Raw genomic sequence first — 22,942 nt, 5'->3', positions numbered from 1 at the left:
CACACGCCTGCACATACGCGAAGACCCCGGCCTCAGCGTTTCCGCTGGTGGCGGGGTCTTTGGACACCTAATTCAAGGTGCCCCCGGCAGGATTCGAACCTGCGCACACGGCTCCGGAGGCCGTTGCTCTATCCCCTGAGCTACGGGGGCGTGTTCACCGCGGCTGGCGTGGCGACGGGTAGAACCCTACCAGCTTCGTCGGGGTCCCCATGAACGGTTATTTCGCTGCTGAGGTGGTGTCCTGGGAGGGCCGCGCGCGGGGCGGCGGGAGGGTGGTAGTCCCCTGTACGGGGCGGAAGTGGGGAAAACCCGGACGCGGTTGCGCCGGCGGACCTACTCTCGAGTTGTGCCAGGCGCGTCCGGCCGAGTGCTTGTTGTGGACGACAACAAGGTGATTCGGCAGCTGATCAGGGTCAATCTCGAGCTGGAGGGCTTCGAGGTCGTGACCGCGGCTGATGGTGCCGAGTGTCTGGATGTGGTGCATCAGGTTCGGCCTGATGTGATCACCCTGGACGTCGTGATGCCCCGGCTCGACGGTCTGCGTACCGCCGCGCGGCTGCGCTCCGACACCCATACGCGGAGTGTCCCGATCGTGATCGTCAGTGCCTGTACCCACCAAGAAGTCGACAGTGGACTTGATGTCGGGGTCGACGCCTTCCTCGAGAAGCCCTTCGAGCCCGGTGAACTCGTTCAGGTCGTACGGCAGTTGAGCGAGCGCGGGCGTGAGGGCGGTCGCGGTGCCGAAGAGGCCGAGCGCGCCGGGCGCAGCCGGGGCTGACCGGCACGGGGGAGTGGAGCGTGTCCGTATGGCGGACCGTCCCGTAAACCGGTTCGCTCACCCACCCCCCTCCTCCCATACGCTTGTCCCGTGACCCCCGTCGAGCTCTCCCGTACCGTCCTGCGCGCCGTGCGCCGCGCGGTCGACGACGGTGAGCTGAGTGTGGTCGTGCCGGCACGTGTCGTGGTCGAGCGGCCGCGGCCCGGGGGGTGCGGGGACTACTCCACGAACGTCGCGCTGCAAATCGCCGGGCCCGCCGGGCGCCCGCCCCGGCACGTCGCCGAGCTCCTTTCGCGGCGCCTCGCCGAGAGTCCCGGCATCGCCGGCGTCGAGGTCACCGGCCCCGGATTCCTCAATCTGACCCTCGCCGACGACGACCCCGCAGTCCTCGTCCGCGAGATCCTCGCCCGGGGTGGCAGCTATGGGTTCGGCGATGTTCTCGCAGGTCAGCTGTTTGAGATTCGTGTTCCTCACGAGGTCCGGGCCGAGGTCGTCGCCGATTCGCTCCGGCGGATTCTCGCCACGCAGGGTGCCGAGGCTCGTGTCGTCCAGGGTGAGACGCCCGAGCCTGAGGAGGGGGAGGCGCACGTCGTGAAGGTGCGGCCCGTGCCCGCTCCCTGCGACCCCGCCGCCCTCGGCCGCGACGCGTCCCGATGGGCCCTGCTCCTGCCCGCCGCGCACGACCAGCCCCGTATCGGCGACGAACATCTCGCCCAGCGCGAGGGCAACCCCCTCTTCCGCGTCCGCTACGCCTACGCCCGCACCCGCGCCCTCACCCGCAACGCCGCCGCCCTCGGCTTCACCGCCGAACCCGGCGACGTACGCGACAAGGCGTCCGCCCCCGCCACTCCGGACGCTCCCGCCGGGGCCGCCGCCCTCCACACCGCCCTGTCCGCCCACCCCCGAACCCTCACCCTCGCCGCCACCCACCACGCCCCCGACCGGCTCGCCCGGCACCTCGTGGTGGTCGCCGACGCGTTGCTCGGGTTTCAGCACACCGTGCTGCCGCAGGGGGAGGAGAAACCCTCGGCCGCCCACCGTGCCCGGCTCGCGCTTGCCGAAGCCGCCGGGGCGGTGCTCGCCGGCGGCCTGTCCCTGCTCGGTATCGACGCACCCGAACATCTCTGAGAGAGCGCAGAAGACAGTCATGAGCCGTTCCGCACACCCCGCCGGGCCCCGCCACGCCGATGTCCTGACCGAGGGGCACTACGCCGCCCCGCCCGCCGATCTCAACGCTCTCGACCCGAAGGTGTGGTCGCGGACCGTCACCCGTGAGGGCGACGGGACGGTCCGCGTCGGCGGCATCGAGGTGGCCCGGCTCGCCGAGGAGTTCGGCACCCCCGCCTACTTCCTCGACGAGGACGACTTCCGGGCCCGCTGCCGCGCCTGGCGCGACGCGTTCGGCGCTGACGCCGATGTCTTCTACGCCGGGAAGGCATTCCTCTCCCGCGCCGTCGTGCGCTGGCTGCACGAGGAGGGGCTGAATCTCGATGTCTGCTCCGGCGGGGAGCTGGCCACCGCGCTGTCCGCCGGGATGCCCGCGGAGCGCATCGCCTTCCACGGCAACAACAAGTCCGAGGAAGAGATCGAGCGGGCCGTCGAGGTCGGGGTCGGGCGGATCGTGCTCGACTCGTTCCAGGAGATCGTGCGGGTGTCGCACATCGCCGAGCGGCTCGGCAAGCGCCAGCCCGTGCAGATCCGCGTGACGGTCGGCGTCGAGGCCCACACCCACGAGTTCATCGCCACCGCGCACGAGGACCAGAAGTTCGGGATCGCGCTCGCCGGTGGGCAGGCCGCCGAGGCCGTACGGCGTGCGCTCAAGCTCGACGGTCTCGAACTCATCGGCATCCACAGCCACATCGGTTCGCAGATCTTCGACATGGCGGGCTTCGAGGTCGCCGCGCGGCGCGTCGTGTCGCTGCTGGCCGAGGTGCGCGACGAGCACGGTGTCGAGCTGCCCGAGATCGACCTCGGTGGCGGGCTCGGCATCGCGTACACCTCCGATGACGACCCGCGCGAGCCGCACGAGATCGCCAAGGCGCTCGGCGAGATCGTGACACGCGAGTGCGAGGCGGCCGGTCTGCGTACGCCGCGCATCTCCGTCGAGCCGGGCCGCGCCATCGTCGGCCCGACCGCCTTCACGCTCTACACGGTCGGCACCGTCAAGCCGCTCGAAACCCTCCGTACGTACGTGTCCGTGGACGGCGGCATGTCGGACAACATCCGGACCGCCCTCTACGACGCCGAGTACACGGTCGCCCTCGTCTCGCGGAAGTCCGACGCCGAGCCGATGCTCGTCCGCGTGGTCGGCAAGCACTGTGAGAGTGGCGACATCGTGGTCAAGGACGCCTTCCTGCCCGCCGACCTCGCGCCCGGTGACCTGATCGCCGTGCCGGCGACCGGCGCGTACTGCCGGTCCATGGCCAGCAACTACAACCACGCACTTCGCCCGCCCGTCGTCGCCGTGCGCGACGGTGAGGCGCGGGTGATCGTCCGGCGTGAGACGGAGGAAGATCTCCTGCGTCTCGACGTCGGATAAATGAAATACACGTCTCAGGATTCGGACCGGGGGCAGAAACCCCGGTCCGGTGGGTGAGACTGGTCCACTGAAGCAGTATCAAGCAGGCTGAGCTCTTCGAGCCGGGTTCAATGAAAGGCGTAGGTCGATGATGCGTACGCGTCCGCTGAAGGTGGCGCTCCTTGGCTGTGGGGTAGTCGGCTCAGAGGTGGCGCGCATCATGACGACGCACGCCGACGACCTCGCGGCCCGGATCGGCGCCCCCGTGGAACTGGCCGGGGTCGCCGTGCGGCGCCCGTCGAAGGTGCGCGAGGGCATCGACCCCGCGCTGGTGACGACGGACGCGACCGCGCTGGTCAAACGGGGCGACATCGACGTGGTCGTCGAGGTCATCGGAGGCATCGAGCCCGCCCGCGGCCTCATCATGACGGCGTTCGAACACGGCGCTTCCGTCGTCTCCGCCAACAAGGCGCTCATCGCCCAGGACGGCGCCGCGCTGCACGCCGCCGCCGAGGAGCACGGCAGGGACCTCTACTACGAGGCCGCCGTCGCCGGCGCGATCCCGCTGATCAGGCCGCTGCGCGAGTCCCTCGCCGGCGACAAGATCAACCGCGTGATGGGCATCGTCAACGGCACCACGAACTTCATCCTCGACAAGATGGACTCGACGGGCGCCGGCTACCAGGAGGCCCTCGACGAGGCCACCGCGCTCGGTTACGCCGAGGCCGACCCCACCGCCGACGTCGAGGGCTTCGACGCCGCCGCCAAGGCCGCCATCCTCGCCGGGATCTCCTTCCACACCCGCGTACGTCTCGACGACGTGTACCGCGAGGGCATGACCGAGGTGACCGCCGCCGACTTCGCTTCCGCGAAGGAGATGGGCTGCACCATCAAGCTGCTCGCGATCTGTGAGCGGGCGGCGCACGGCGGGTCCGTCACCGCGCGCGTGCACCCCGCGATGATCCCGCTCGACCACCCCCTCGCCTCCGTGCGCGGCGCCTACAACGCCGTGTTCGTCGAGGCCGAGGCCGCCGGCCAGCTCATGTTCTACGGGCCCGGAGCCGGTGGCGCGCCCACCGCGTCGGCCGTGCTCGGCGACCTCGTGGCGGTGTGCCGCAACAAACTCGGCGAGGCCACCGGACCCGGTGACTCCGCCTACACCCAGCTGCCCGTCTCGCCCATGGGCGAGGTCGTGACGCGGTACCACATCAGCCTCGACGTGGCCGACAAGCCGGGCGTCCTCGCCCAGGTCGCGACGGTCTTCGCCGAGCACGGCGTATCCATTGACACGGTGCGCCAATCGGTCAAGGACGGCGAGGCCTCCCTCGTCGTGGTCACCCACCGTGCGGCGGACGCGGCCCTCACCGGGACCGTCGACGCGCTGCGCAAGCTCGACACCGTGCGTGGTGTCGCCAGCATCATGCGTGTTGAAGGGGAGTAACGAGCAATGACCCACCAGTGGCGCGGAATCATCGAGGAGTACCGCGACCGGCTTCCGGTGTCCGACACCACGCCGGTCGTCACGCTGCGCGAGGGCGGCACGCCGCTCGTGCCCGCCCAGGTGCTCTCCGAGCGCACGGGCTGCGAGGTCCACCTCAAGGTCGAGGGCGCCAACCCGACCGGGTCCTTCAAGGACCGCGGCATGACGATGGCGATCACGAAGGCCAAGGAGGAGGGTGCGCAGGCTGTCATCTGCGCCTCCACCGGCAACACCTCGGCCTCGGCCGCGGCCTACGCCGTGCGCGCCGGCATGGTCTGCGCCGTACTCGTCCCGCAGGGCAAGATCGCGCTCGGCAAGATGGGCCAGGCGCTGGTCTACGGCTCGAAGATCCTCCAGGTCGACGGCAACTTCGACGACTGCCTGAACCTGGCCCGCGCCCTCTCCGAGAACTACCCGGTGGCGCTGGTCAATTCGGTCAACCCGTTCCGTATCGAGGGCCAGAAGACCGCCTCTTTCGAGATCGTCGACGCGCTCGGCGACGCGCCCGACATCCACGTCCTTCCCGTCGGCAACGCCGGCAACATCACGGCCTACTGGAAGGGCTACAAGGAGTACGCGGCGGACGGCATCGCCACGCACACCCCGCGCATGTGGGGTTTCCAGGCCTCCGGTTCCGCGCCCATCGTGCGCGGCGAGATCGTCAAGGACCCGTCGACGATCGCCACCGCGATTCGCATCGGCAACCCCGCGTCCTGGGACTTCGCGCTGGCCGCCCGTGACGAGTCCGGCGGCTTCATCGACGAAGTGACGGACCGTGAAATCCTGCGCGCCTACAAGCTGTTGGCGTCCCAGGAGGGTGTCTTCGTGGAGCCCGCCTCGGCCGCCTCCGTCGCCGGTCTGCTCAAGGCCGCCGAGCAGGGCAAGGTCGACAAGGGGCAGAAGATCGTCTGCACCGTCACGGGCAACGGCCTCAAGGACCCCGACTGGGCCGTCGCGGGCGCCCCGCAGCCCGTCACCGTCCCGGTCGACGCGGCCACCGCGGCCGAGCGCCTCGGCCTGGCGTAACCGGACCGACCGGTCAACTCCGCACCGGGGGTGCACAGGGGGCTTGCGACACGCATCGTGCGCCTCCTGTGCGCCCTATGTCGCCACAGAACCTTCCTTCGATAAGCTGTACCGAACCCACCCCGCCGCACATGCGTATGCCGCGGTGCCGCAGGCGTTGTCGTAGCGTCGTAGCCTCCGCGGCCTTCGGGTTCTCACACGGGCAGCAATCATCGGATCTCTACCGCAGTCACCTCGTTCATCACGCAAGAACCGCAGCTCAAGGAGTGTCATCGAGCGATGGCCGGTCCCGCCTTCCGCGCCGCCGCCGTCAGGGTGCGCGTCCCCGCCTCCAGCGCCAACCTCGGCCCGGGCTTCGATGCCTTCGGCCTGTCGCTGGGTCTCTACGACGACGTGGTCGTCCGGGTCGCCGACTCCGGCCTGAACATCGACATCGCAGGTGAGGGCTCCGACACCCTCCCGCGCGACGAGTCCCATCTGCTCGTACGTTCCCTGCGCACCGCTTTCGACCTGCTCGGCGGACAGCCGCGCGGCCTCGAGGTCGTCTGCGCCAACCGGATCCCCCACGGCCGCGGCCTCGGCTCCTCGTCCGCCGCCATCTGCGCCGGCATCGTCGCCGCGCGCGCCGTGACCATAGGCGGCGACGCCCGGCTCGACGACGCGGCCCTTCTCGAGCTCGCGACCGAGATCGAGGGACACCCGGACAACGTCGCGGCCTGCCTGCTCGGCGGCTTCACGCTCTCCTGGATGGACGGCGGTGCGGCCCGTGCGATCAGGATGGACCCCGCGCGTTCCATCGTTCCGGTGGTTTTCGTACCGGGAAAGCCGGTACTCACCGAGACCGCACGCGGTCTCCTGCCGCGCAGCGTCCCCCATGTGGACGCCGCGGCGAACGCGGGCCGAGCGGCCCTGCTCGTAGAGGCCCTCACGAGGCGCCCCGAGCTGCTGCTGCCCGCCACCGAGGACCGGCTCCACCAGGAGTACCGGGCTCCCGCGATGCCGGAGAGCGTCGCACTCGTGGAGCGGCTGCGGGCCGACGGGGTTCCCGCGGTGATCTCAGGGGCGGGCCCCACAGTCCTCGCCCTTGTGGAGAAGGAGGCGGCCGACAAGGTCGCCCGGCTGGCCGGTGAGGGCTGGGCGGCGAACCGCCTCGACCTCGATGTCGACGGAGCGAGCGTGCTGCCGCTTGCTCACTGACACACGGTTGCCGGAATTCGAGAGGGGGAATATTTGTTGGATCCGGTAGTGTTAACCTCAAGTCTGCACCCGACCCCACCATGGCGAGGTGCTGTGTGTCCCCCTCCGGGACAACCATTCTTCCGGGAGCCCCGCAAATTGCTCTGTGCCGTGCACTGAGCCGTTTCGAGCATGCTCCGGAACCGGTGTGATCGAGCCGGGTGACACAGACATTCCAGTGGAACCCGCGGTTTTCGGGACTCGCCGTCACCAATGAATTCTTCCGCCGCGTTGGCGGACCACCGCCCCGGCACGGTCCATACCGACAGGACCACCGCCGGACAGCACAACCGGTCGCCGAGCCAGACAGGCCGACGTCCGCTCCAGGGAAGGACCCTTCGTGAGCGACACCACCGATCTGATGGGCGTGAACGCCGACAGCTCCGCTGCCGCGCCCTCCGCCGATGCGGATGCCTCTGCTGCGCCTGCCGCCGGTGCTTCGGGCTCCCGTCGGCGCCGCGGTACCGGCCTTGACGGCATGGTGCTGGCCGAGCTCCAGCAGGTCGCATCGGGCCTCGGCATCAGGGGCACCGCGCGCATGCGCAAGAGCCAGCTGATCGAGGTCATCAAGGAGGCGCAGGCCGGCGGAGGCGCTCCGGCGAAGAGCGCCGACACCACCGAGACCAAGCCGAAGCGCCGCGCCACCTCCAAGGCGCGCACCGGTGACGATGCCGTGGCGAACGGCGCCGAGGCTCCGGCGAAGGCCACCAAGGCCGAGGACGCCAAGGCCGCGAAGGCCGCCGCTCAGCAGCAGATCGACATCCCCGGTCAGCCGGCGAGCGACGACAAGGGCGGCGAGCGTCGTCGCCGCCGTGCCACCTCGGAGGCCGGCAGCCCCGAGACCGTCACGGCCGAGGCGAAGACCGAGACCCGGACCGACGCCCAGGGCGAGGCCAAGGGCGACGCCGGTGACGGCGGCGCCGAGGGCCGGCGCGAGCGTCGTGACCGTCGTGACCGCGGTGACCGTGGTGACCGTGGTGACCGTGGCGGCGACCGCGGTGAGCGCGGCGGCCGTGACCGTGGCGACCGCCGTGGCAAGGGCGACGAGCAGGGCAAGGAGCAGGGCGGCAACCGTCAGCCGCAGGGCGGCGGACGCCAGGACCGTCAGCGCGACAACGGTCCGCAGGACGACGACGACTTCGAGGGTGGCCGCCGCGGCCGCCGTGGCCGTTACCGCGACCGTCGTGGCCGTCGTGGCCGCGACGAGGTCGGCTTCGGCAACGAGCCGCAGGTCTCCGAGGACGACGTCCTGATCCCCGTCGCGGGCATCCTGGACATCCTCGACAACTACGCGTTCATCCGGACCTCGGGCTACCTGCCCGGCCCGAACGACGTGTACGTGTCCCTCGCCCAGGTCCGCAAGAACGGCCTGCGCAAGGGTGACCACGTCACCGGCGCGGTCCGCCAGCCCAAGGACGGCGAGCGCCGCGAGAAGTTCAACGCGCTGGTCCGTCTCGACTCGGCCAACGGCATGGCGGCCGAATCCGGGCGCGGGCGGCCGGAGTTCAACAAGCTGACGCCGCTCTACCCGCAGGACAGGCTCCGTCTGGAGACCGACCCGGGCATCCTGACCACCCGCATCATCGACCTCGTGTCGCCGATCGGTAAGGGCCAGCGAGGCCTGATCGTGGCCCCGCCGAAGACCGGCAAGACCATGATCATGCAGGCGGTCGCCAACGCGATCACCACCAACAGCCCCGAGTGCCACCTGATGGTCGTCCTGGTCGACGAGCGTCCGGAAGAGGTCACCGACATGCAGCGGTCGGTCAAGGGCGAGGTCATCTCCTCGACCTTCGACCGTCCGGCCGAGGACCACACCACGGTCGCCGAGCTCGCCATCGAGCGCGCCAAGCGTCTCGTGGAGCTCGGTCACGACGTGGTCGTCCTGCTCGACTCGATCACGCGTCTGGGCCGTGCCTACAACCTGGCGGCGCCGGCCTCCGGCCGCATCCTGTCCGGTGGTGTCGACTCGACCGCGCTCTACCCGCCGAAGCGCTTCTTCGGTGCGGCGCGCAACATCGAGGACGGCGGCTCGCTGACCATTCTCGCCACCGCGCTGGTCGACACCGGCTCGCGCATGGACGAGGTGATCTTCGAGGAGTTCAAGGGCACCGGCAACATGGAGCTCAAGCTCGACCGCAAGCTCTCCGACAAGCGCATCTTCCCGGCGGTGGACGTCGACGCGTCCTCCACCCGTAAGGAAGAGATCCTGCTCAACGCGGAAGAGCTGGCGATCGTCTGGAAGCTGCGCCGGGTGCTGCACGCGCTCGACTCGCAGCAGGCCATCGAGCTGCTTCTCGACAAGATGAAGCAGACGAAGTCGAACGCCGAGTTCCTGATGCAGATCGCGAAGACGACGCCGACGCCGGGCAACGGCAACGACTAAGAGCTTCGCTCAGCGGTAGCACCGCTCAAGGGCCGCCCCCGTCACGGATGTGACGGGGGCGGCCCTTTGTGCGCTCCGGAGCGAGTTGTACGATCGCGCTCTTCATTCAGAGTTCAACTCGTCGCTCCCTGGGGGGAATTGCGTGGACATATCTGTATCCGGCTCCGGCCGGCACCGTCGAAGACTCGGCAAGGTGCTGCCGGCCGCCGCGGCCGGGCTCGCGCTGATCGGCGCGGGTGCGTTCGCCGTCACCTCGTACGCGGGGGAGGCCGACGCCGGCCGGGTCGTGCAGCCGCCGCCCGGCGCGAAGACCGCGGAGCCGGCGGCGTCGTCCCCGTCGCCGAGCGGCGACAAGAAGGTCACGCCCCGCATCATCGGCGGCACGACAAGCGCCGCCTCCTGGATGGTGCAGCTTGTCTACAACGACCCCGCCGGCGGCTCCTACTTCGTCTGCGGCGGCACCCTGGTCGCGCCCAACAAGGTGCTCACCGCCGCGCACTGCCTGCACGACGAGAACGGCAACCGGCAGGACTGGGGCAAGTACGGCGAAGTCGCCGTGGGCACCAGCAAGAGCGTCACCGTCGCCGGCAACGGCGCCACGTACATCGACGTCACCCGCAGCTGGGTGCGCGACGGTTACGACCCCGACGCCATCACGAACGACGTCGCCCTGCTCACCCTCGCCAAGCCGGTCGCCCAGACCACGCTGGAGCTGGCCGGAGCGGACGACAGCGCGCTGTACGCCGCCGGCACGAACGCCACCGTGTACGGCTGGGGCCTCACCAGCTCGAACGAGGACACCGCCGACATCGCGTCCCAGCTGCAGAAGGTCACCCTGCCGCTGAACTCCGACGACGCCTGCACCCAGAACCTCGACCCGTACTTCCAGGCCGGGAAGATGATCTGCGCCGGACAGCTCGGCACCGGCGACGACAGCACCGGAAAGACCACGTGCCCGGGAGACTCGGGCGGCCCGCTCGTCGTGGGCGACAAGGTGGTCGGCATCGTGTCCTGGGGCATCAGCCAGGGCACGCAGGTCTGCAACGTCTCCGGCACGTACGAGGCGTTCACCAAGGTCTCCACGTACCAGTCCAAGGTCCGTCCGCGCATCGACGACACCGACATCAGCCGCAACGGCAAGGCCGACCTCTTCGTCCGTGCGTCCTCCGGCGGCAAGGGGTACGTCAAGGAGTCCACGGGCAGCGGGTTCGCCACGCGCAAGACGCTGAGCGGGTCCTGGAGCGCGTACAACCTCGTCCTCCAGGCCGACATGAACCGCGACGGGTACCAGGACTTCATCATCCGCCGCCGGTCCGACGGGGCCGTCTACTGGCGTCACCGGTCCGCGTCGAGCTCGACGTACACGGACACGAAGATCGCGAGCGACTGGGCGACGCGGAAGTTCCTCGTGGCGCCCGGTGACGTGACCGGCGACCGCTACCCCGACCTCCTGTCGGCGACCTCCGGCGGCACGCTCTACCTGTACCCCGGCAAGGGCGACGGGACGTACGGCACCCGGACCACCGTCGGCAGCGGCTACCAGGTCTTCAACTCCCTGCGCGGCAAGGGCGACTTCACCGGCGACGGCAGGAGCGACCTGATCGCCCGCGGCAGCGGCGGCAAGCTGTACCTCCTCAAGGGCACCGGCAAGGCGGCCGCGCCCTTCGAGTCCGGCGTGCAGGTGCGCACCTGGGACGGGTACAACGCGTTCGCGGCGCCGGGTGACGTGACCGGCGACGGCAAGGCCGACTACGTGGCCCGCACGCCCGGCGGCACGCTCTACCTGTACCCGGGTACGGGGACCGCCTCCTCGGAGATCTTTGCCACACGCGTCAAGATCGGGACCGGCTACACGCAGTACAACGTATTCGGATAAACCTGCAGGTGAGAGCCGGGTGACCGGCTGTCGCCAGCACTCTCTGTGCCCGTCGCGACCTCTGCGGCGGGCACAGCGCGTTGTGCAACTCTTCTTCCCGGTTTCCACGTCCCGCGAAAGAGGCGGACGAAGTGACGGACGAATTGACGTCCATCCCGCCTGGCCCTGCCAACAGGGGGTAACCGGTTAGCCGAGCAGCTGAGGACTGAGGAGCACATGCCTGACGAGAGCAGCCCCGCGACGACCGATCCGAGCCGCCCGGCACGAGGTGCCGGAGGCGGCGGCCGGCGGCGCAAGCCGCGCGCCAGGCGCAGCAAGGCCCTCGTCATCACGGCCTGCACCGCGGCGGGACTCGTCGTCGTTGCGGGCGCCGGCGCCGGCTTCCTGTACTTCAAGCTCAACGGGAACATCAAGGGCGTCGACATCAACGCCGCGCTCGGCACCGACCGCCCAGCGAACGTCGACAACGGCTCGATGGACATCCTGGTCCTCGGCTCGGACTCGCGCTCCGGCGCGAACGCCAAGTACGGCAAGGACGGCGGCGGCGCCCGCTCGGACACCGCGATGGTCGTCCACGTGTACAAGGGCCACCAGAAGGCCAGCGTGGTCTCCATACCGCGCGACACCCTCGTCACCCGCCCGACCTGCACCGACAGCGCCGGCAACACGGTCGCGGGCGGCAGCCAGCAGATGTTCAACACGGCCTACGAGGTCGGCGGCCCGGCCTGCGCCGTCAAGACGGTCGAGAAGATGTCCGGGATCCGCATGGACCACTACGTCGAGGTCGACTTCTCGGGCTTCAAGAAGCTCATCGACACCCTCGGCGGCGTCGACATCACCACCCAGCAGGCCATAAACGACGACAAGAGCCATCTGCACCTGGCAGCCGGCACGCACACGCTCACCGGCGAGCAGGCCCTCGGCCTCGTCCGCACCCGGCACGCCGTCGGCGACGGCAGCGACCTGGGCCGAATACAGCTCCAGCAGGCCTTCATGAAGGCGCTGATCAACCAGATCAAGGACGTCGGCGTCTTCACCAGCCCCAAGAAGCTCTACGACCTCGCGGACACCGCCACCAGCGCCGTCACCACGGACTCCGAGCTCAACTCGGTCAAGGAACTGGCGGGCTTCGCGAGCGGCCTCAAGGGCATCGGCGCCGGCGACATGAAGATGGTGACGCTCCCCGTCCAGTACGACCCCGCCGACCCCAACCGCGTACTCCCGCTGGAGAAGGCGGGCGCGAAGGTCTGGGCGGCCCTCGAGACGGACCAGCCCGTTCCGGCCTCCGCGATCAAGGACTCCGCCGGTGACAAGGGCGCCGCGGGCTCCGTCGTCACCAGCCACTAGAACATCGGCCGCCACTTCCCGGTGACCCTTCGGGAATAGTTCCGCCCCGACCCCGGTTTTGGGGGATACGGCCAGTCCTGGCAGACTGGTACGTCGGCCCCGGTTCACGCCCCCGCAATCCGCGGAAGCGACCCGGAGCCCTCCGAGATCATAGGAGACACCTTGAAGCGCGACATTCACCCCGAGTACGTCGAGACGCAGGTCAGCTGCACCTGTGGCGCGTCGTTCACCACCCGCAGCACGATCTCCAGCGGCACCGTCCGTGCCGAGGTCTGCTCCGAGTGCCACCCGTTCTACACGGGCAAGCAGAAGATCCTCGACACCGGTGGCCGCGTGGCCCGCTTCGAGGCCCGCTTCGGCAAGGCTGCTGCCGCCAACAAGTAGCGAGCCACTTGCGCCGGTCCACGGCCGCCCTCAGGGGCGGGCCGGGACCGGCGTGCTTTTTTGGTTGGCCGGGGACCCGGGGGTCTCCCCGGCCGGCCGGTGGCCGTTCCCTTTCGCTGTACCTCACTTCAGGAGCCGGAGATGTTCGAGGCCGTCGAGGACCTCATCGGTGAGCACGCCGATCTCGAGACGAAGCTCGCGGACCCCGCGGTCCACGCGGACCAGGCGAACGCGCGCAAGCTCAACAAGCGCTACGCCGAGCTGACCCCGATCGTCGCCACCTACCGCTCCTGGAAGCAGACCGGTGACGACATCGAGACCGCGCGCGAATTCGCCGCGGACGACCCGGACTTCGTCGCCGAGGTCAAGGAACTCGAGAAGCAGCGCGAGGAGATCACCGAGAAGCTGCGGCTCCTGCTGGTCCCCCGGGACCCCAACGACGACAAGGACGTCATCCTCGAGGTCAAGGCGGGCGCGGGCGGCGACGAGTCGGCCCTCTTCGCCGGCGACCTGCTGCGCATGTATCTGCGGTACGCGGAGCGCGTCGGCTGGAAGACCGAGATCATCGACGCCACCGAGTCCGAGCTGGGCGGCTACAAGGACGTCCAGGTCGCCGTGAAGACCAAGGGCGGCAACGGCGCGACCGAGCCCGGCCAGGGTGTCTGGGCCCGCCTGAAGTACGAGGGCGGCGTGCACCGCGTGCAGCGCGTGCCGTCGACCGAGTCGCAGGGCCGGATCCACACCTCCGCGGCCGGTGTCCTCGTGACGCCCGAGGCTGAGGACGTCGACGTCGAGATCCACGCGAACGACCTCCGCATCGACGTCTACCGCTCTTCGGGCCCCGGCGGCCAGTCCGTCAACACGACCGACTCCGCGGTGCGCATCACGCACCTGCCCACCGGAGTGGTCGCCTCCTGCCAGAACGAGAAGAGCCAGCTCCAGAACAAGGAGCAGGCGATGCGTATCCTGCGCTCCAGGCTTCTGGCGGCGGCGGTGGAGAAGGCCGAGGCCGAGGCCGCGGACGCCCGCCGCAGCCAGGTCCGCACCGTCGACCGCTCCGAGAAGATCCGTACGTACAACTTCCCGGAGAACCGCATCTCGGACCACCGCGTCGGTTTCAAGGCGTACAACTTGGACCAGGTGCTCGACGGTGAGCTCGACCCGGTGATCCAGGCCTGCGTCGACGCCGACTCGGCCGCCAAGCTCGCCGCAGCCTAAGCCACGCCAAAAAGACCAGCTCAGCCCCGGAGGACCAGCGTGCAGCAACATCTTGGGGGGCGACCCCCAAACCCCCGCAGCGTGCTGCTCGCGGAAGTCGCCCAGGCCACCCAGCGCCTCGCCGACGCGGGCGTACCCTCGCCGCGCAACGACGCGGAGGAGCTCGCCGCCTTCGTACACGGCGTGAAGCGGGGTGCGCTGCACACCGTCAAGGACGCGGACTTCGACGCCCGTTACTGGGAGGTCACCGCGCGCCGCGAGGCCCGCGAGCCGCTCCAGCACATCACCGGGCGCGCCTACTTCCGCTACCTCGAACTCCAGGTGGGGCCGGGCGTGTTCGTGCCGCGGCCCGAGACGGAGTCCGTGGTCGGCTGGGCCATAGACGCCGTACGGGCCATGGACGTCGTCGAGCCGCTCATCGTCGACCTGTGCACGGGCTCAGGAGCCATCGCGCTCGCCCTCGCGCAGGAGGTCCCGCGCTCCCGCGTGCATGCCGTGGAGCTGTCCGAGGACGCCCTCAGGTGGACGCGCAAGAACGTCGAGGGGTCCAGGGTCGACCTGCGCCAGGGAGACGCCCTGGAGGCCTTCCCCGAGCTCGACGGGCAGGTCGACCTGGTGGTCTCCAACCCGCCGTACATCCCGCTCACCGAGTGGGAGTACGTCGCCCCCGAGGCCCGCGACCACGACCCCGAGCTCGCGCTCTTCTCCGGTGAGGACGGGCTCGACCTGATCCGCGGCATCGAGCGCACCGCGCACCGCCTGCTGCGGCCCGGAGGCGTCGTCGTCGTCGAGCACGCCGACACCCAGGGCGGCCAGGTGCCGTGGATCTTCACCGAGGAGCGGGGCTGGGCCGACGCGGCCGACCACCCCGACCTGAACAACCGCCCGCGCTTCGCGACCGCCCGCAAGGCGATGCCGTGACGCGACAGAATCAGCGCAGCATCAGCATCAGCACCAGCAGTTCCCGCATCTCTCGCATGGACTACGTGTACTTCGTGTACGAGGAGGCCCGCTAAATGGCTCGGCGATACGACACCAACGACGCGTCGGACCGTACAACCGGTCTGCGTGAAGCCGCGTCCGCCGTCCGCCGCGGTGAGCTGGTCGTGCTGCCCACCGACACCGTGTACGGCATCGGCGCCGACGCCTTCACCTCCGAGGCGGTCGCCGACCTCCTGGACGCCAAGGGGCGTGGCCGCAACATGCCGACCCCGGTCCTCATCGGCTCCCCGAACACGCTGCACGGCCTCGTCACGGACTTCTCCGAGATGGCCTGGGAACTCGTCGACGCGTTCTGGCCGGGCGCCCTCACGCTCGTCGCCAAGCACCAGCCGTCCCTGGCCTGGGACCTCGGCGACACCCGTGGCACCGTCGCCGTCCGCATGCCCCTGCACCCGGTCGCGATCGAGCTGCTCACCGAGGTCGGCCCCATGGCCGTGTCCTCCGCGAACCTCACCGGGCACCCCGCCCCCGAGGACTGCGACGCCGCGCAGGAGATGCTCGGCGACTCCGTCTCCGTCTACCTCGACGGCGGCCCCACGCCCGGCATCGTCCCGTCCTCGATCGTCGACGTGACCGGGAAGGTTCCGGTGCTCCTGCGCGCGGGTGCCCTGACCGCGGACGAGCTGCGCAAGGTCGTACCCGACCTCGAGGTGGCGAATTGACAGCCCCTGAGACGGGGCGTGGCATAGGCACCGAGGACTCCTTCCGCATCCTCCATGTCAGCACCGGCAACGTGTGCCGCTCGCCGATCACCGAGCGGCTGACCCGGCATGCCCTGGTGGGAAGGCTCGGCGACCCCCTCGTCCGCGGCCTGATCGTGGAGAGCGCGGGCACCTGGGGCCACGAGGGCGCCCCCATGGAGGCCAACGCCGAGACGGTCCTCGCGGACTTCGGGGCGGACGCCTCCGGCTTCGTGGGCCGTGAGCTCCTCGACGACCACGTGATCCGTGCGGACCTGGTCCTCACGGCCACTCGCGACCACCGCGCCCAGGTCATCTCCATGGGCCACAGCGCGGGCCTGCGCACCTTCACGCTGAAGGAGTTCACCCGCCTCGTCCAGGCGATCGATCCGGCCACGCTGCCCGACCCCCTCGACGGGGCGGGCGGCGGCGTGGTGGAACGCGCACGCGCCCTGGTGCGTGCCGCCGCGGCTCTACGCGGGTGGCTTCTCGCGCCGAACGTCGAGGCCGACGAGGTGTACGACCCGTACGGCGCACCCCTGCCCTTCTTCCGCTCGGTCGGCGAGGAGATCAGCGAGGCACTGGAGCCCGTGGTGACGGCACTCACGGGCGTCCCCGCCTGCCGCTGAACGAAGTGACAGCGGCGCGGGAGTACCCGCTCGTACCCGAGTTTCGGGCGCTGCGGGCGGTGCGGGCCTACATTGGTTCTGAGGTCAACCCCGCGAGGCCCGGAGCCCAAGATGCCGGTCACCACTGAACAAGCCACCGCCGGTGCGACGTACGCGCACGCCGGCTTCGACGTGCTGCGTCGCCAGGACCCCGAGATCGCCGAGATCATGCTCGGCGAGGCGGCCCGGCAGGCCACGTCGCTGCAGCTGATCGCCGCCGAGAACTTCACGTCGCCGGCCGTCCTCGCGGCCCTCGGCTCCCCGCTCGCCAACAAGTACGCCGAGGGCTACCCCGGCGCCCGCCACCACGGCGGCTGCGAGCTCGTCGACGTGGCGGAGCAGATCGCCGTCGACCGGGCCAGAGCGCTCTTCGGAGCCGAGCACGCCAACGTGCAGCCCCACTCCGGCTCCTCCGCGGTCCTCGCCGCGTACGCAGCCCTGCTGCGCCCCGGCGACACCGTCCTCGCGATGGGGCTTCCGTACGGCGGCCACCTCACCCATGGGTCGCCCGCGAACTTCTCGGGCCGCTGGTTCGACTTCGTGCCCTACGGCGTCGACCCCGAGTCCGGCCTCATCGACCACGACCAGGTCCGCGCCCAAGCCCGCGTGCACCGCCCCAAGGCGATCGTCTGCGGCTCGATCGCCTATCCGCGGCACATCGACTACGCGGCCTTCCGGGAGATCGCCGACGATGTGGGCGCCTACCTCATCGCCGACGCCGCGCACCCCATCGGCCTGGTCGCCGGGGGAGCGGCGCCGAACCCGGTGCCGTACGCCGACGTCGTCTGCGCCACCACGCACAAGGTCCTGCGCGGCCCCCGCGGCGGCATGATCCTGTGCGGGGCCGAGCTCGCCGCGCGTATCGACCGGGCCGTCTTCCCCTTCACACAGGGCGGCGCCCAGATGCACACCATCGCCGCCAAGGCCGTCGCGTTCGGCGAGGCGGAGACCCCGGCCTTCGCCGCGTACACCCATCAGGTGGTCGCCAACGCGAGGGTGCTCGCGGCCGCGCTCGCCGCCGAGGGCCTCGCGATCACCACCGGCGGCACGGACACCCATCTGCTGACCGCCGACCCCACGTCGCTGGGCGTCGACGGCCCGGCCGCCCGGGGCCGGCTCGCCTCGGCCGGCATGGTCCTCGACACCTGCGCGCTGCCCTTCGGGGACGGGCGTGGCCTGCGCCTCGGCACCGCCGCCGTCACCACCCAGGGCATGGGTGAGGCGGAGATGGCGCGCATCGCGGTGCTCTTCGCGGGGGTGCTGCGGGAAGAGGTCGAGCCGCGTACAGCGCGCGCGGAAGTGCGCGATCTCACCGGAAGATTTCCGCCGTATCCGGCCTAGACAGGGGTAGGCGGGCCAGGGTGGTCCGTCACTCGTGCAACCATCGTCGCTACCCGGCAGTCCTTCACCACATGCGCGCGAAGCTAGGGTGTGGGGCTGAGATGGCCAGCGATATCTGTGGGGAAGCCCGTGCGTGAATACCTGCTGACGCTCTGCATCACGGCCGCGGTGACATACCTGCTGACCGGCCCGGTGCGGAAGTTCGCGATCGTGGCCGGCGCCATGCCGGAGATCCGCGCCCGCGACGTACACCGGGAGCCCACGCCCCGGCTCGGCGGGATCGCCATGTTCTTCGGCCTGTGCGCGGGTCTCCTCGTCGCGGACCACCTGACGAACCTCAGCCCCGTCTTCGAGATGTCGAACGAGCCGCGGGCGCTGCTCTCCGGAGCCGCCCTGATCTGGCTGATCGGTGTCCTGGACGACAAGTTCGAGATCGACGCCCTGATCAAGCTCGGCGGCCAGATGATCGCCGCGGGCGTCATGGTCATGCAGGGTCTGACGATCCTGTGGCTGCCGATCCCGGGTGTGGGCACCGTCTCGCTGACGCAGTGGCAGGGCACGCTCCTCACCGTCGCGCTGGTCGTGATCAGCATCAACGCGGTCAACTTCGTGGACGGTCTCGACGGCCTCGCGTCCGGCATGGTGTGCATCGCCGCCTCCGCGTTCTTCCTGTACTCGTACCGCCTCTGGTACGGCTACGGCATCGAGGCGGCCGCCCCCGCGACGCTGTTCGCCGCGATCCTGATCGGCATGTGTCTGGGCTTCCTGCCGCACAACATGCACCCCGCCCGGATCTTCATGGGCGACTCCGGATCGATGCTCATCGGCCTCGTCCTGTCCGCCGGCGCGATCTCCATCACGGGCCAGGTCGACCCGAGTCTGATGAAGCTGAACTTCGGCGGCACCCGTGACGCCACTCACGCGATGGTCCCGGTCTTCATCCCCCTGCTGATGCCGCTGACGATCATCGCGGTGCCGTTCGCTGACCTGGTCCTCGCGATCGTGCGCCGCACCTGGAAGGGCCAGTCGCCCTTCGCGGCGGACCGCGGGCACCTGCACCACCGGCTCCTGGAGATCGGCCACTCCCACAGCCGCGCGGTCCTGATCATGTATTTCTGGGCGGCACTGCTGTCCTTCGGCGCGGTCGCCTACTCCGTGCACTCGACGTCCATGTGGATCGTCCTGGCGATCGTCGCGCTGAGTTTCGTCGGTCTCGTGCTGCTTCTGCTGCCGCGCTTCACACCGCGCGCCCCGCGCTGGGCTGAGGCCTTCGTGCCGCCGCGCTACCGGCGCAGGCGGGCCGCGCGGACGGCGGCCGAGGGGACCGAGGCGTCGCCGTCGTATACGGCGCGGGACGAGGCAGAGACAGCCGGGGACGCCGGGACGGACGTGGCCGCACAGGTGCCTGAGCGCGAACCCGCGCGCACGCCGATGCCCGCAGGAGTCAACGGGGCAACGGCCATTGGCCCCCGTTCGCGCTTCCTGGATCGGCGCGAGGCGGACTCGTCGCGCTGACGCCTGAGACGAAAGCGCCCCAATACCAGACAAGTTGGCCGCAATCTTGCTCAGACGCGCGGATTAACTCTCACGTGTGACAGTGAGCACACTACACAGGTAAAGACCTCATCAAATAGTTTGTGATACCGTTCACGAGACCCGGGGACAGAGCCGAAGGACCGTAGTGCGACGGCCCATTGGCCCGAATTTCCCTCTCGGCCCCGGACTACGCTCGTCCATGACGACACCCTGCCCCCGTCCAGTTAGCGGAGCTGCCGCCATGCCCTCGAATGACGCACGGATCCTCCTCCAGGCCGTCGTGCCCACTGCCATCGCCGGCGCGATCGCCGCCGTGATCAGTGGTGTGCTCGCCGGCGGTAAGGGGGCGCTCGGCGCTGTCATCGGCACGGTGGTCGTCATCGTCTTCATGGGCCTCGGGCAGGTCGTCCTCCAGCGGACGGCAAAATCGCTTCCGCAGCTCTTCCAGGCGATGGGGCTGATGCTCTACGTCGCCCAGTTGCTGCTGCTTCTGATCTTCGTGGCCGTCTTCAAGGACACGACACTGTTCAACCCCAGGGCCTTCGCCGCTTCACTCGTCGCCGCCACCGTCGTATGGATGGCCGCGCAGGCGCGTGCGCACATGAAGGCCAAGATTTTCTATATCGATCCCGACTCGGGCAAAGACTCCGAGAAGAGCGACAAGCCCGAGAATTCAGGGTCGTCCTCATGAGGGGTAGGGGCGGGATAAGTGCGGGTTCGCGTTACTGCTATCGTCCGGTGCCAACTGCGGCACTGCGGGCGCGGGCATCTGAGCTGACGCCTGCTCGACTGCGAGGCTCACTGCCTGCCTGCCGCCCCCACATCCGAAACACCAGACCGGTGCCGATCCGCGGCTGCGCGCCGCAACGACACAACGAGGTTGCCGTACCTATGCGTCACGCCGAAGGAGCCCGTGGTGAGTGCTGACCAGACTGAGCTCGCCTTTGACTGGAGCTGTCGGATCCTGTCCGACAACGGCTGCGGCTTTCCGGCTCCCGGTCTGCACTCGTTCCTGTTCCAGCCGATCTTCACCGTCGGCGGGTTCGAGTTCAACAAGGTGATGCTGCTTGCCCTGTTGACGACGCTGGTCATCATGAGCCTCTTCTACGCCGCCTTCGGCCGCGCCAAGGTGGTTCCGGGGAAGCTCCAGATGATCGGTGAGGCGGGGTACGACTTCGTACGCCGCAACATCGTCTACGAGACCCTCGGCAAGAAGGAGGGCGAGAAGTACGTCCCCGTCATGGTCTCGATGTTCTTCTTCATCTGGATCATGAACGTGTGGTCCGTGATTCCGCTGGCACAGTTCCCGGTGTCGTCGGTCATCGCGTACCCGATCGTTCTCGCCGTCATCGTCTACCTGATCTGGGTGCCGCTGACCTTCAAGCGCCACGGTTTCGTGGGCGGTTGGAAGAACATCACGGGCTACGACAACTCGCTCGGCCCGATCAAGTGGCTCGTCTCGTTCATCGAGTTCTTCTCGAACCTGCTCGTCCGGCCGTTCACGCACGCGGTGCGACTGTTCGCGAACATGTTCGCCGGTCACCTGATGCTGGTCATGTTCACCGTTGCCTCCTGGTACCTGCTGAACAGCTACATGATCCCGGCCGCGGGCGTCTCGTTCGTCATGACCATCGTCATGATCCTCTTCGAGCTTTTCGTGCAGGCCGTGCAGGCGTACGTCTTCGTGCTCCTCGCCTGCTCGTACATCCAGGGCGCGCTCGCAGAGCACCACTGAGCCAGTCCCGACCCGTCATATTTCAGTCGTCCGGTGGCCAACCCCCACCGGTTCGTTAAAGAGAAGGAAGTAACGGCATGTCCGCGACCATCGAACTCGCCGCTGGCGTCACCGGCTCCCTCGGTTCCATCGGCTACGGTCTCGCTGCCATCGGCCCCGGCATCGGCGTCGGCATCGTCTTCGGTAACGGCACCCAGGCCCTGGCCCGTCAGCCCGAAGCTGCCGGCCTGATCCGCGCCAACCAGATCCTCGGCTTCGCCTTCTGTGAGGCCCTCGCCCTCATCGGCATCGTCATGCCGTTCGTGTTCGGTCGCTAAACCCAGCTACCTGACACTTTTCGACGAAAGGCACTGATGTGATCGCCAACCTGGTTGCACTCGCGGCCGAGGAGGAGCAGAACCCGCTCATCCCGCCGGGTCCCGAGCTGCTCATTGGCACGCTTGCCTTCGCCATCGTCTTCTTCTTCTTCGCCAAGAAGCTCCTCCCGCGCATCAACAAGACGCTGGAAGAGCGCCGCGAGCTGATCGAAGGCGGTATCGAGAAGGCTGAGTCGGCCCAGACCGAGGCCCAGAGCGTGCTCGAGCAGTACAAGGCTCAGCTGGCCGAGGCTCGTCACGAGGCCGCGCGGCTGCGCCAGGAGGCGCAGGAGCAGGGCGCCACGCTCATCGCCGAGATGCGCGCGGAAGGCCAGCGGCAGCGTGAGGAAATCATCGCCGCCGGCCACTCGCAGATCGAGGCCGACCGCAAGGCCGCCGCTCAGGCGCTGCGCCAGGACGTGGGCCAGCTGGCCACCACCCTGGCCGGCAAGCTGGTCGGTGAGTCCCTCGAGGACCACGCCCGGCAGTCGCGCACGATCGACCGCTTCCTCGACGGGCTCGACGAGACCGCGACGAAGGCCGAGGCTGCTCGATGACTGCCCACGGAGCGAGCCGCGAGGCACTCGCCTCCGCACGTGAGCGTCTCGACGCGCTGACCGACAGCACCTCGGTCGACGCGGCACAGCTCGCCGCCGAGCTGGCCGCGGTCACCGCGCTGCTCAACCGCGAGGTGTCGCTGCGTCGGGTCCTGACCGACCCGGCGCAGTCCGGCGAGGCCAAGGCCCAGCTCGCGGAGCGTCTGCTCAGCGGCCAGGTCAGCGGCACGACCGCCGACCTGGTGGCCGGCCTGGTCCGCTCCCGCTGGTCCGCTTCGCGCGACCTGGTCGACTCCGTCGAGGAGCTGTCCAGCATCGCCGAGCTGACCGCGGCGCAGAAGGCCGGCGAGCTGGACGACGTCGAGGACGAGCTGTTCCGGTTCGGCCGGATCGTCTCCTCGAACACCGAGCTGCGCGCCGCGCTCACCGACCGTAACGCCACGGGCACGGCCAAGAGCGAGCTGCTGCGCAGCCTGCTCGGCGGTCGCGCCACGGCCTCCACGGAGCGTCTCGTCGAGCGCCTTGTGACCCAGCCGCGTGGACGTAGCCTGGAGACGGGACTCGAGTCCCTGTCCAAGCTCGCCGCGGAGCGCCGGGACCGCATGGTCGCCGTCGTCACCTCGGCGGTTCCGCTGAGCGATGCGCAGAAGCAGCGCCTGGGCGCCGCCCTGGCAAAGCTCTACGGGCGTCAGATGCACCTGAACCTCGACGTGGACCCCGAGGTCCTCGGCGGGATCAACGTGCAGGTGGGCGACGAGCTCATCAACGGAAGCATCGCGGACCGCATTGAGGACGCCAGCCGCCGTATGGCCGGCTAG

The 22,942-nt window shown here is 69.4% G+C and carries 21 protein-coding genes and 1 tRNA gene; 21 read left to right on the top strand and 1 reads right to left on the bottom strand.

The features are described from left to right. Positions 1-78: 78 nt before the first annotated feature. Positions 79-150 (bottom strand) — tRNA-Arg (locus tag ACIPWY_RS35295). A gap of 148 nt (positions 151-298) precedes the next feature. On the opposite strand from ACIPWY_RS35295, the gene ACIPWY_RS35290 reads away from it, so the two are divergent. From ACIPWY_RS35290 to ACIPWY_RS35190, 21 genes are all read left to right on the top strand, one after another. After that, a complete protein-coding gene (locus ACIPWY_RS35290; RefSeq protein ID WP_362908235.1) occupies positions 299-778 on the top strand; it encodes a response regulator in 480 nt (159 codons plus the stop codon). Positions 779-868: 90 nt separating this feature from the next. Continuing rightward, positions 869-1,906, top strand: a complete 1,038-nt coding sequence (gene nrtL, locus ACIPWY_RS35285; protein WP_393704907.1) for an ArgS-related anticodon-binding protein NrtL — start codon at positions 869-871, stop codon at positions 1,904-1,906. A gap of 19 nt (positions 1,907-1,925) precedes the next feature. Then, positions 1,926-3,317 carry a diaminopimelate decarboxylase gene (lysA, locus tag ACIPWY_RS35280; RefSeq protein WP_362908233.1) on the top strand — a complete coding sequence of 464 codons (1,392 nt, stop codon included), beginning with the start codon at positions 1,926-1,928 and terminating at the stop codon, positions 3,315-3,317. A 130-nt stretch (positions 3,318-3,447) separates the two neighbouring features. Continuing rightward, positions 3,448-4,737: a homoserine dehydrogenase gene (locus tag ACIPWY_RS35275; RefSeq protein WP_362908282.1), complete on the top strand. Its 1,290-nt coding sequence runs from the start codon at positions 3,448-3,450 to the stop codon at positions 4,735-4,737. 6 nt (positions 4,738-4,743) lie between these two features. Continuing rightward, positions 4,744-5,802, top strand: coding sequence for a threonine synthase (thrC, locus tag ACIPWY_RS35270; protein ID WP_100595869.1), 1,059 nt, complete (start codon positions 4,744-4,746; stop codon positions 5,800-5,802). Between the two features lie 279 nt (positions 5,803-6,081). Next, positions 6,082-6,999, top strand: coding sequence for a homoserine kinase (gene thrB, locus ACIPWY_RS35265; RefSeq protein WP_362908232.1), 918 nt, complete (start codon positions 6,082-6,084; stop codon positions 6,997-6,999). A 379-nt stretch (positions 7,000-7,378) separates the two neighbouring features. Next, a complete protein-coding gene (gene rho, locus ACIPWY_RS35260) occupies positions 7,379-9,424 on the top strand; it encodes a transcription termination factor Rho (protein ID WP_393704910.1) in 2,046 nt (681 codons plus the stop codon). A 142-nt stretch (positions 9,425-9,566) separates the two neighbouring features. Further along, positions 9,567-11,300: a trypsin-like serine protease gene (locus ACIPWY_RS35255; RefSeq protein WP_393704912.1), complete on the top strand. Its 1,734-nt coding sequence runs from the start codon at positions 9,567-9,569 to the stop codon at positions 11,298-11,300. Between the two features lie 216 nt (positions 11,301-11,516). Then, positions 11,517-12,647, top strand: coding sequence for an LCP family protein (locus tag ACIPWY_RS35250; protein ID WP_362908229.1), 1,131 nt, complete (start codon positions 11,517-11,519; stop codon positions 12,645-12,647). Positions 12,648-12,809: 162 nt separating this feature from the next. Continuing rightward, positions 12,810-13,031, top strand: a complete 222-nt coding sequence (gene rpmE / locus ACIPWY_RS35245; RefSeq protein WP_100595864.1) for a 50S ribosomal protein L31 — start codon at positions 12,810-12,812, stop codon at positions 13,029-13,031. 141 nt (positions 13,032-13,172) lie between these two features. Then, positions 13,173-14,249 (top strand): peptide chain release factor 1, encoded by a 1,077-nt coding sequence (gene prfA / locus ACIPWY_RS35240; protein WP_362908228.1) that lies wholly within the window; start codon positions 13,173-13,175, stop codon positions 14,247-14,249. An 81-nt stretch (positions 14,250-14,330) separates the two neighbouring features. Then, the gene (gene prmC, locus ACIPWY_RS35235; RefSeq protein ID WP_362908227.1) at positions 14,331-15,170 is read left to right on the top strand and encodes a peptide chain release factor N(5)-glutamine methyltransferase; all 840 of its coding nucleotides are present in this window, start codon (positions 14,331-14,333) and stop codon (positions 15,168-15,170) included. Between the two features lie 95 nt (positions 15,171-15,265). Then, a complete protein-coding gene (locus tag ACIPWY_RS35230) occupies positions 15,266-15,913 on the top strand; it encodes an L-threonylcarbamoyladenylate synthase (RefSeq protein WP_362908226.1) in 648 nt (215 codons plus the stop codon). Beyond that, positions 15,910-16,560, top strand: coding sequence for a protein-tyrosine-phosphatase (locus ACIPWY_RS35225; protein WP_362908225.1), 651 nt, complete (start codon positions 15,910-15,912; stop codon positions 16,558-16,560). Before ACIPWY_RS35230 ends, ACIPWY_RS35225 begins: the two co-directional genes overlap by 4 nt. A gap of 111 nt (positions 16,561-16,671) precedes the next feature. Continuing rightward, complete coding sequence (gene glyA / locus ACIPWY_RS35220; protein WP_362908224.1) at positions 16,672-17,940, top strand: serine hydroxymethyltransferase; 1,269 nt, start codon at positions 16,672-16,674, stop codon at positions 17,938-17,940. 129 nt (positions 17,941-18,069) lie between these two features. Then, entirely contained in the window at positions 18,070-19,455 is a 1,386-nt protein-coding gene (locus ACIPWY_RS35215) for an MraY family glycosyltransferase (protein WP_393704916.1), read from the top strand. A gap of 262 nt (positions 19,456-19,717) precedes the next feature. Further along, complete coding sequence (locus ACIPWY_RS35210; RefSeq protein ID WP_362908222.1) at positions 19,718-20,167, top strand: hypothetical protein; 450 nt, start codon at positions 19,718-19,720, stop codon at positions 20,165-20,167. 273 nt (positions 20,168-20,440) lie between these two features. Further along, on the top strand, positions 20,441-21,211 hold the full coding sequence (gene atpB, locus ACIPWY_RS35205) for a F0F1 ATP synthase subunit A (protein WP_100595988.1): 771 nt from the start codon (positions 20,441-20,443) through the stop codon (positions 21,209-21,211). Between the two features lie 77 nt (positions 21,212-21,288). Beyond that, entirely contained in the window at positions 21,289-21,528 is a 240-nt protein-coding gene (gene atpE / locus ACIPWY_RS35200; protein WP_100595856.1) for an ATP synthase F0 subunit C, read from the top strand. A gap of 38 nt (positions 21,529-21,566) precedes the next feature. Further along, positions 21,567-22,124, top strand: a complete 558-nt coding sequence (locus ACIPWY_RS35195; protein ID WP_362908221.1) for a F0F1 ATP synthase subunit B — start codon at positions 21,567-21,569, stop codon at positions 22,122-22,124. Beyond that, on the top strand, positions 22,121-22,942 hold the full coding sequence (locus ACIPWY_RS35190; RefSeq protein ID WP_362908220.1) for a F0F1 ATP synthase subunit delta: 822 nt from the start codon (positions 22,121-22,123) through the stop codon (positions 22,940-22,942). Before ACIPWY_RS35195 ends, ACIPWY_RS35190 begins: the two co-directional genes overlap by 4 nt.

The sequence above is a fragment of the Streptomyces sp. NPDC090032 genome, from assembly GCF_044748025.1.
Lineage (GTDB): Bacteria > Actinomycetota > Actinomycetes > Streptomycetales > Streptomycetaceae > Streptomyces.
Note: the sequence above shows the minus strand (reverse complement) of the source record. Positions and strands in the feature narration are given on the sequence as shown.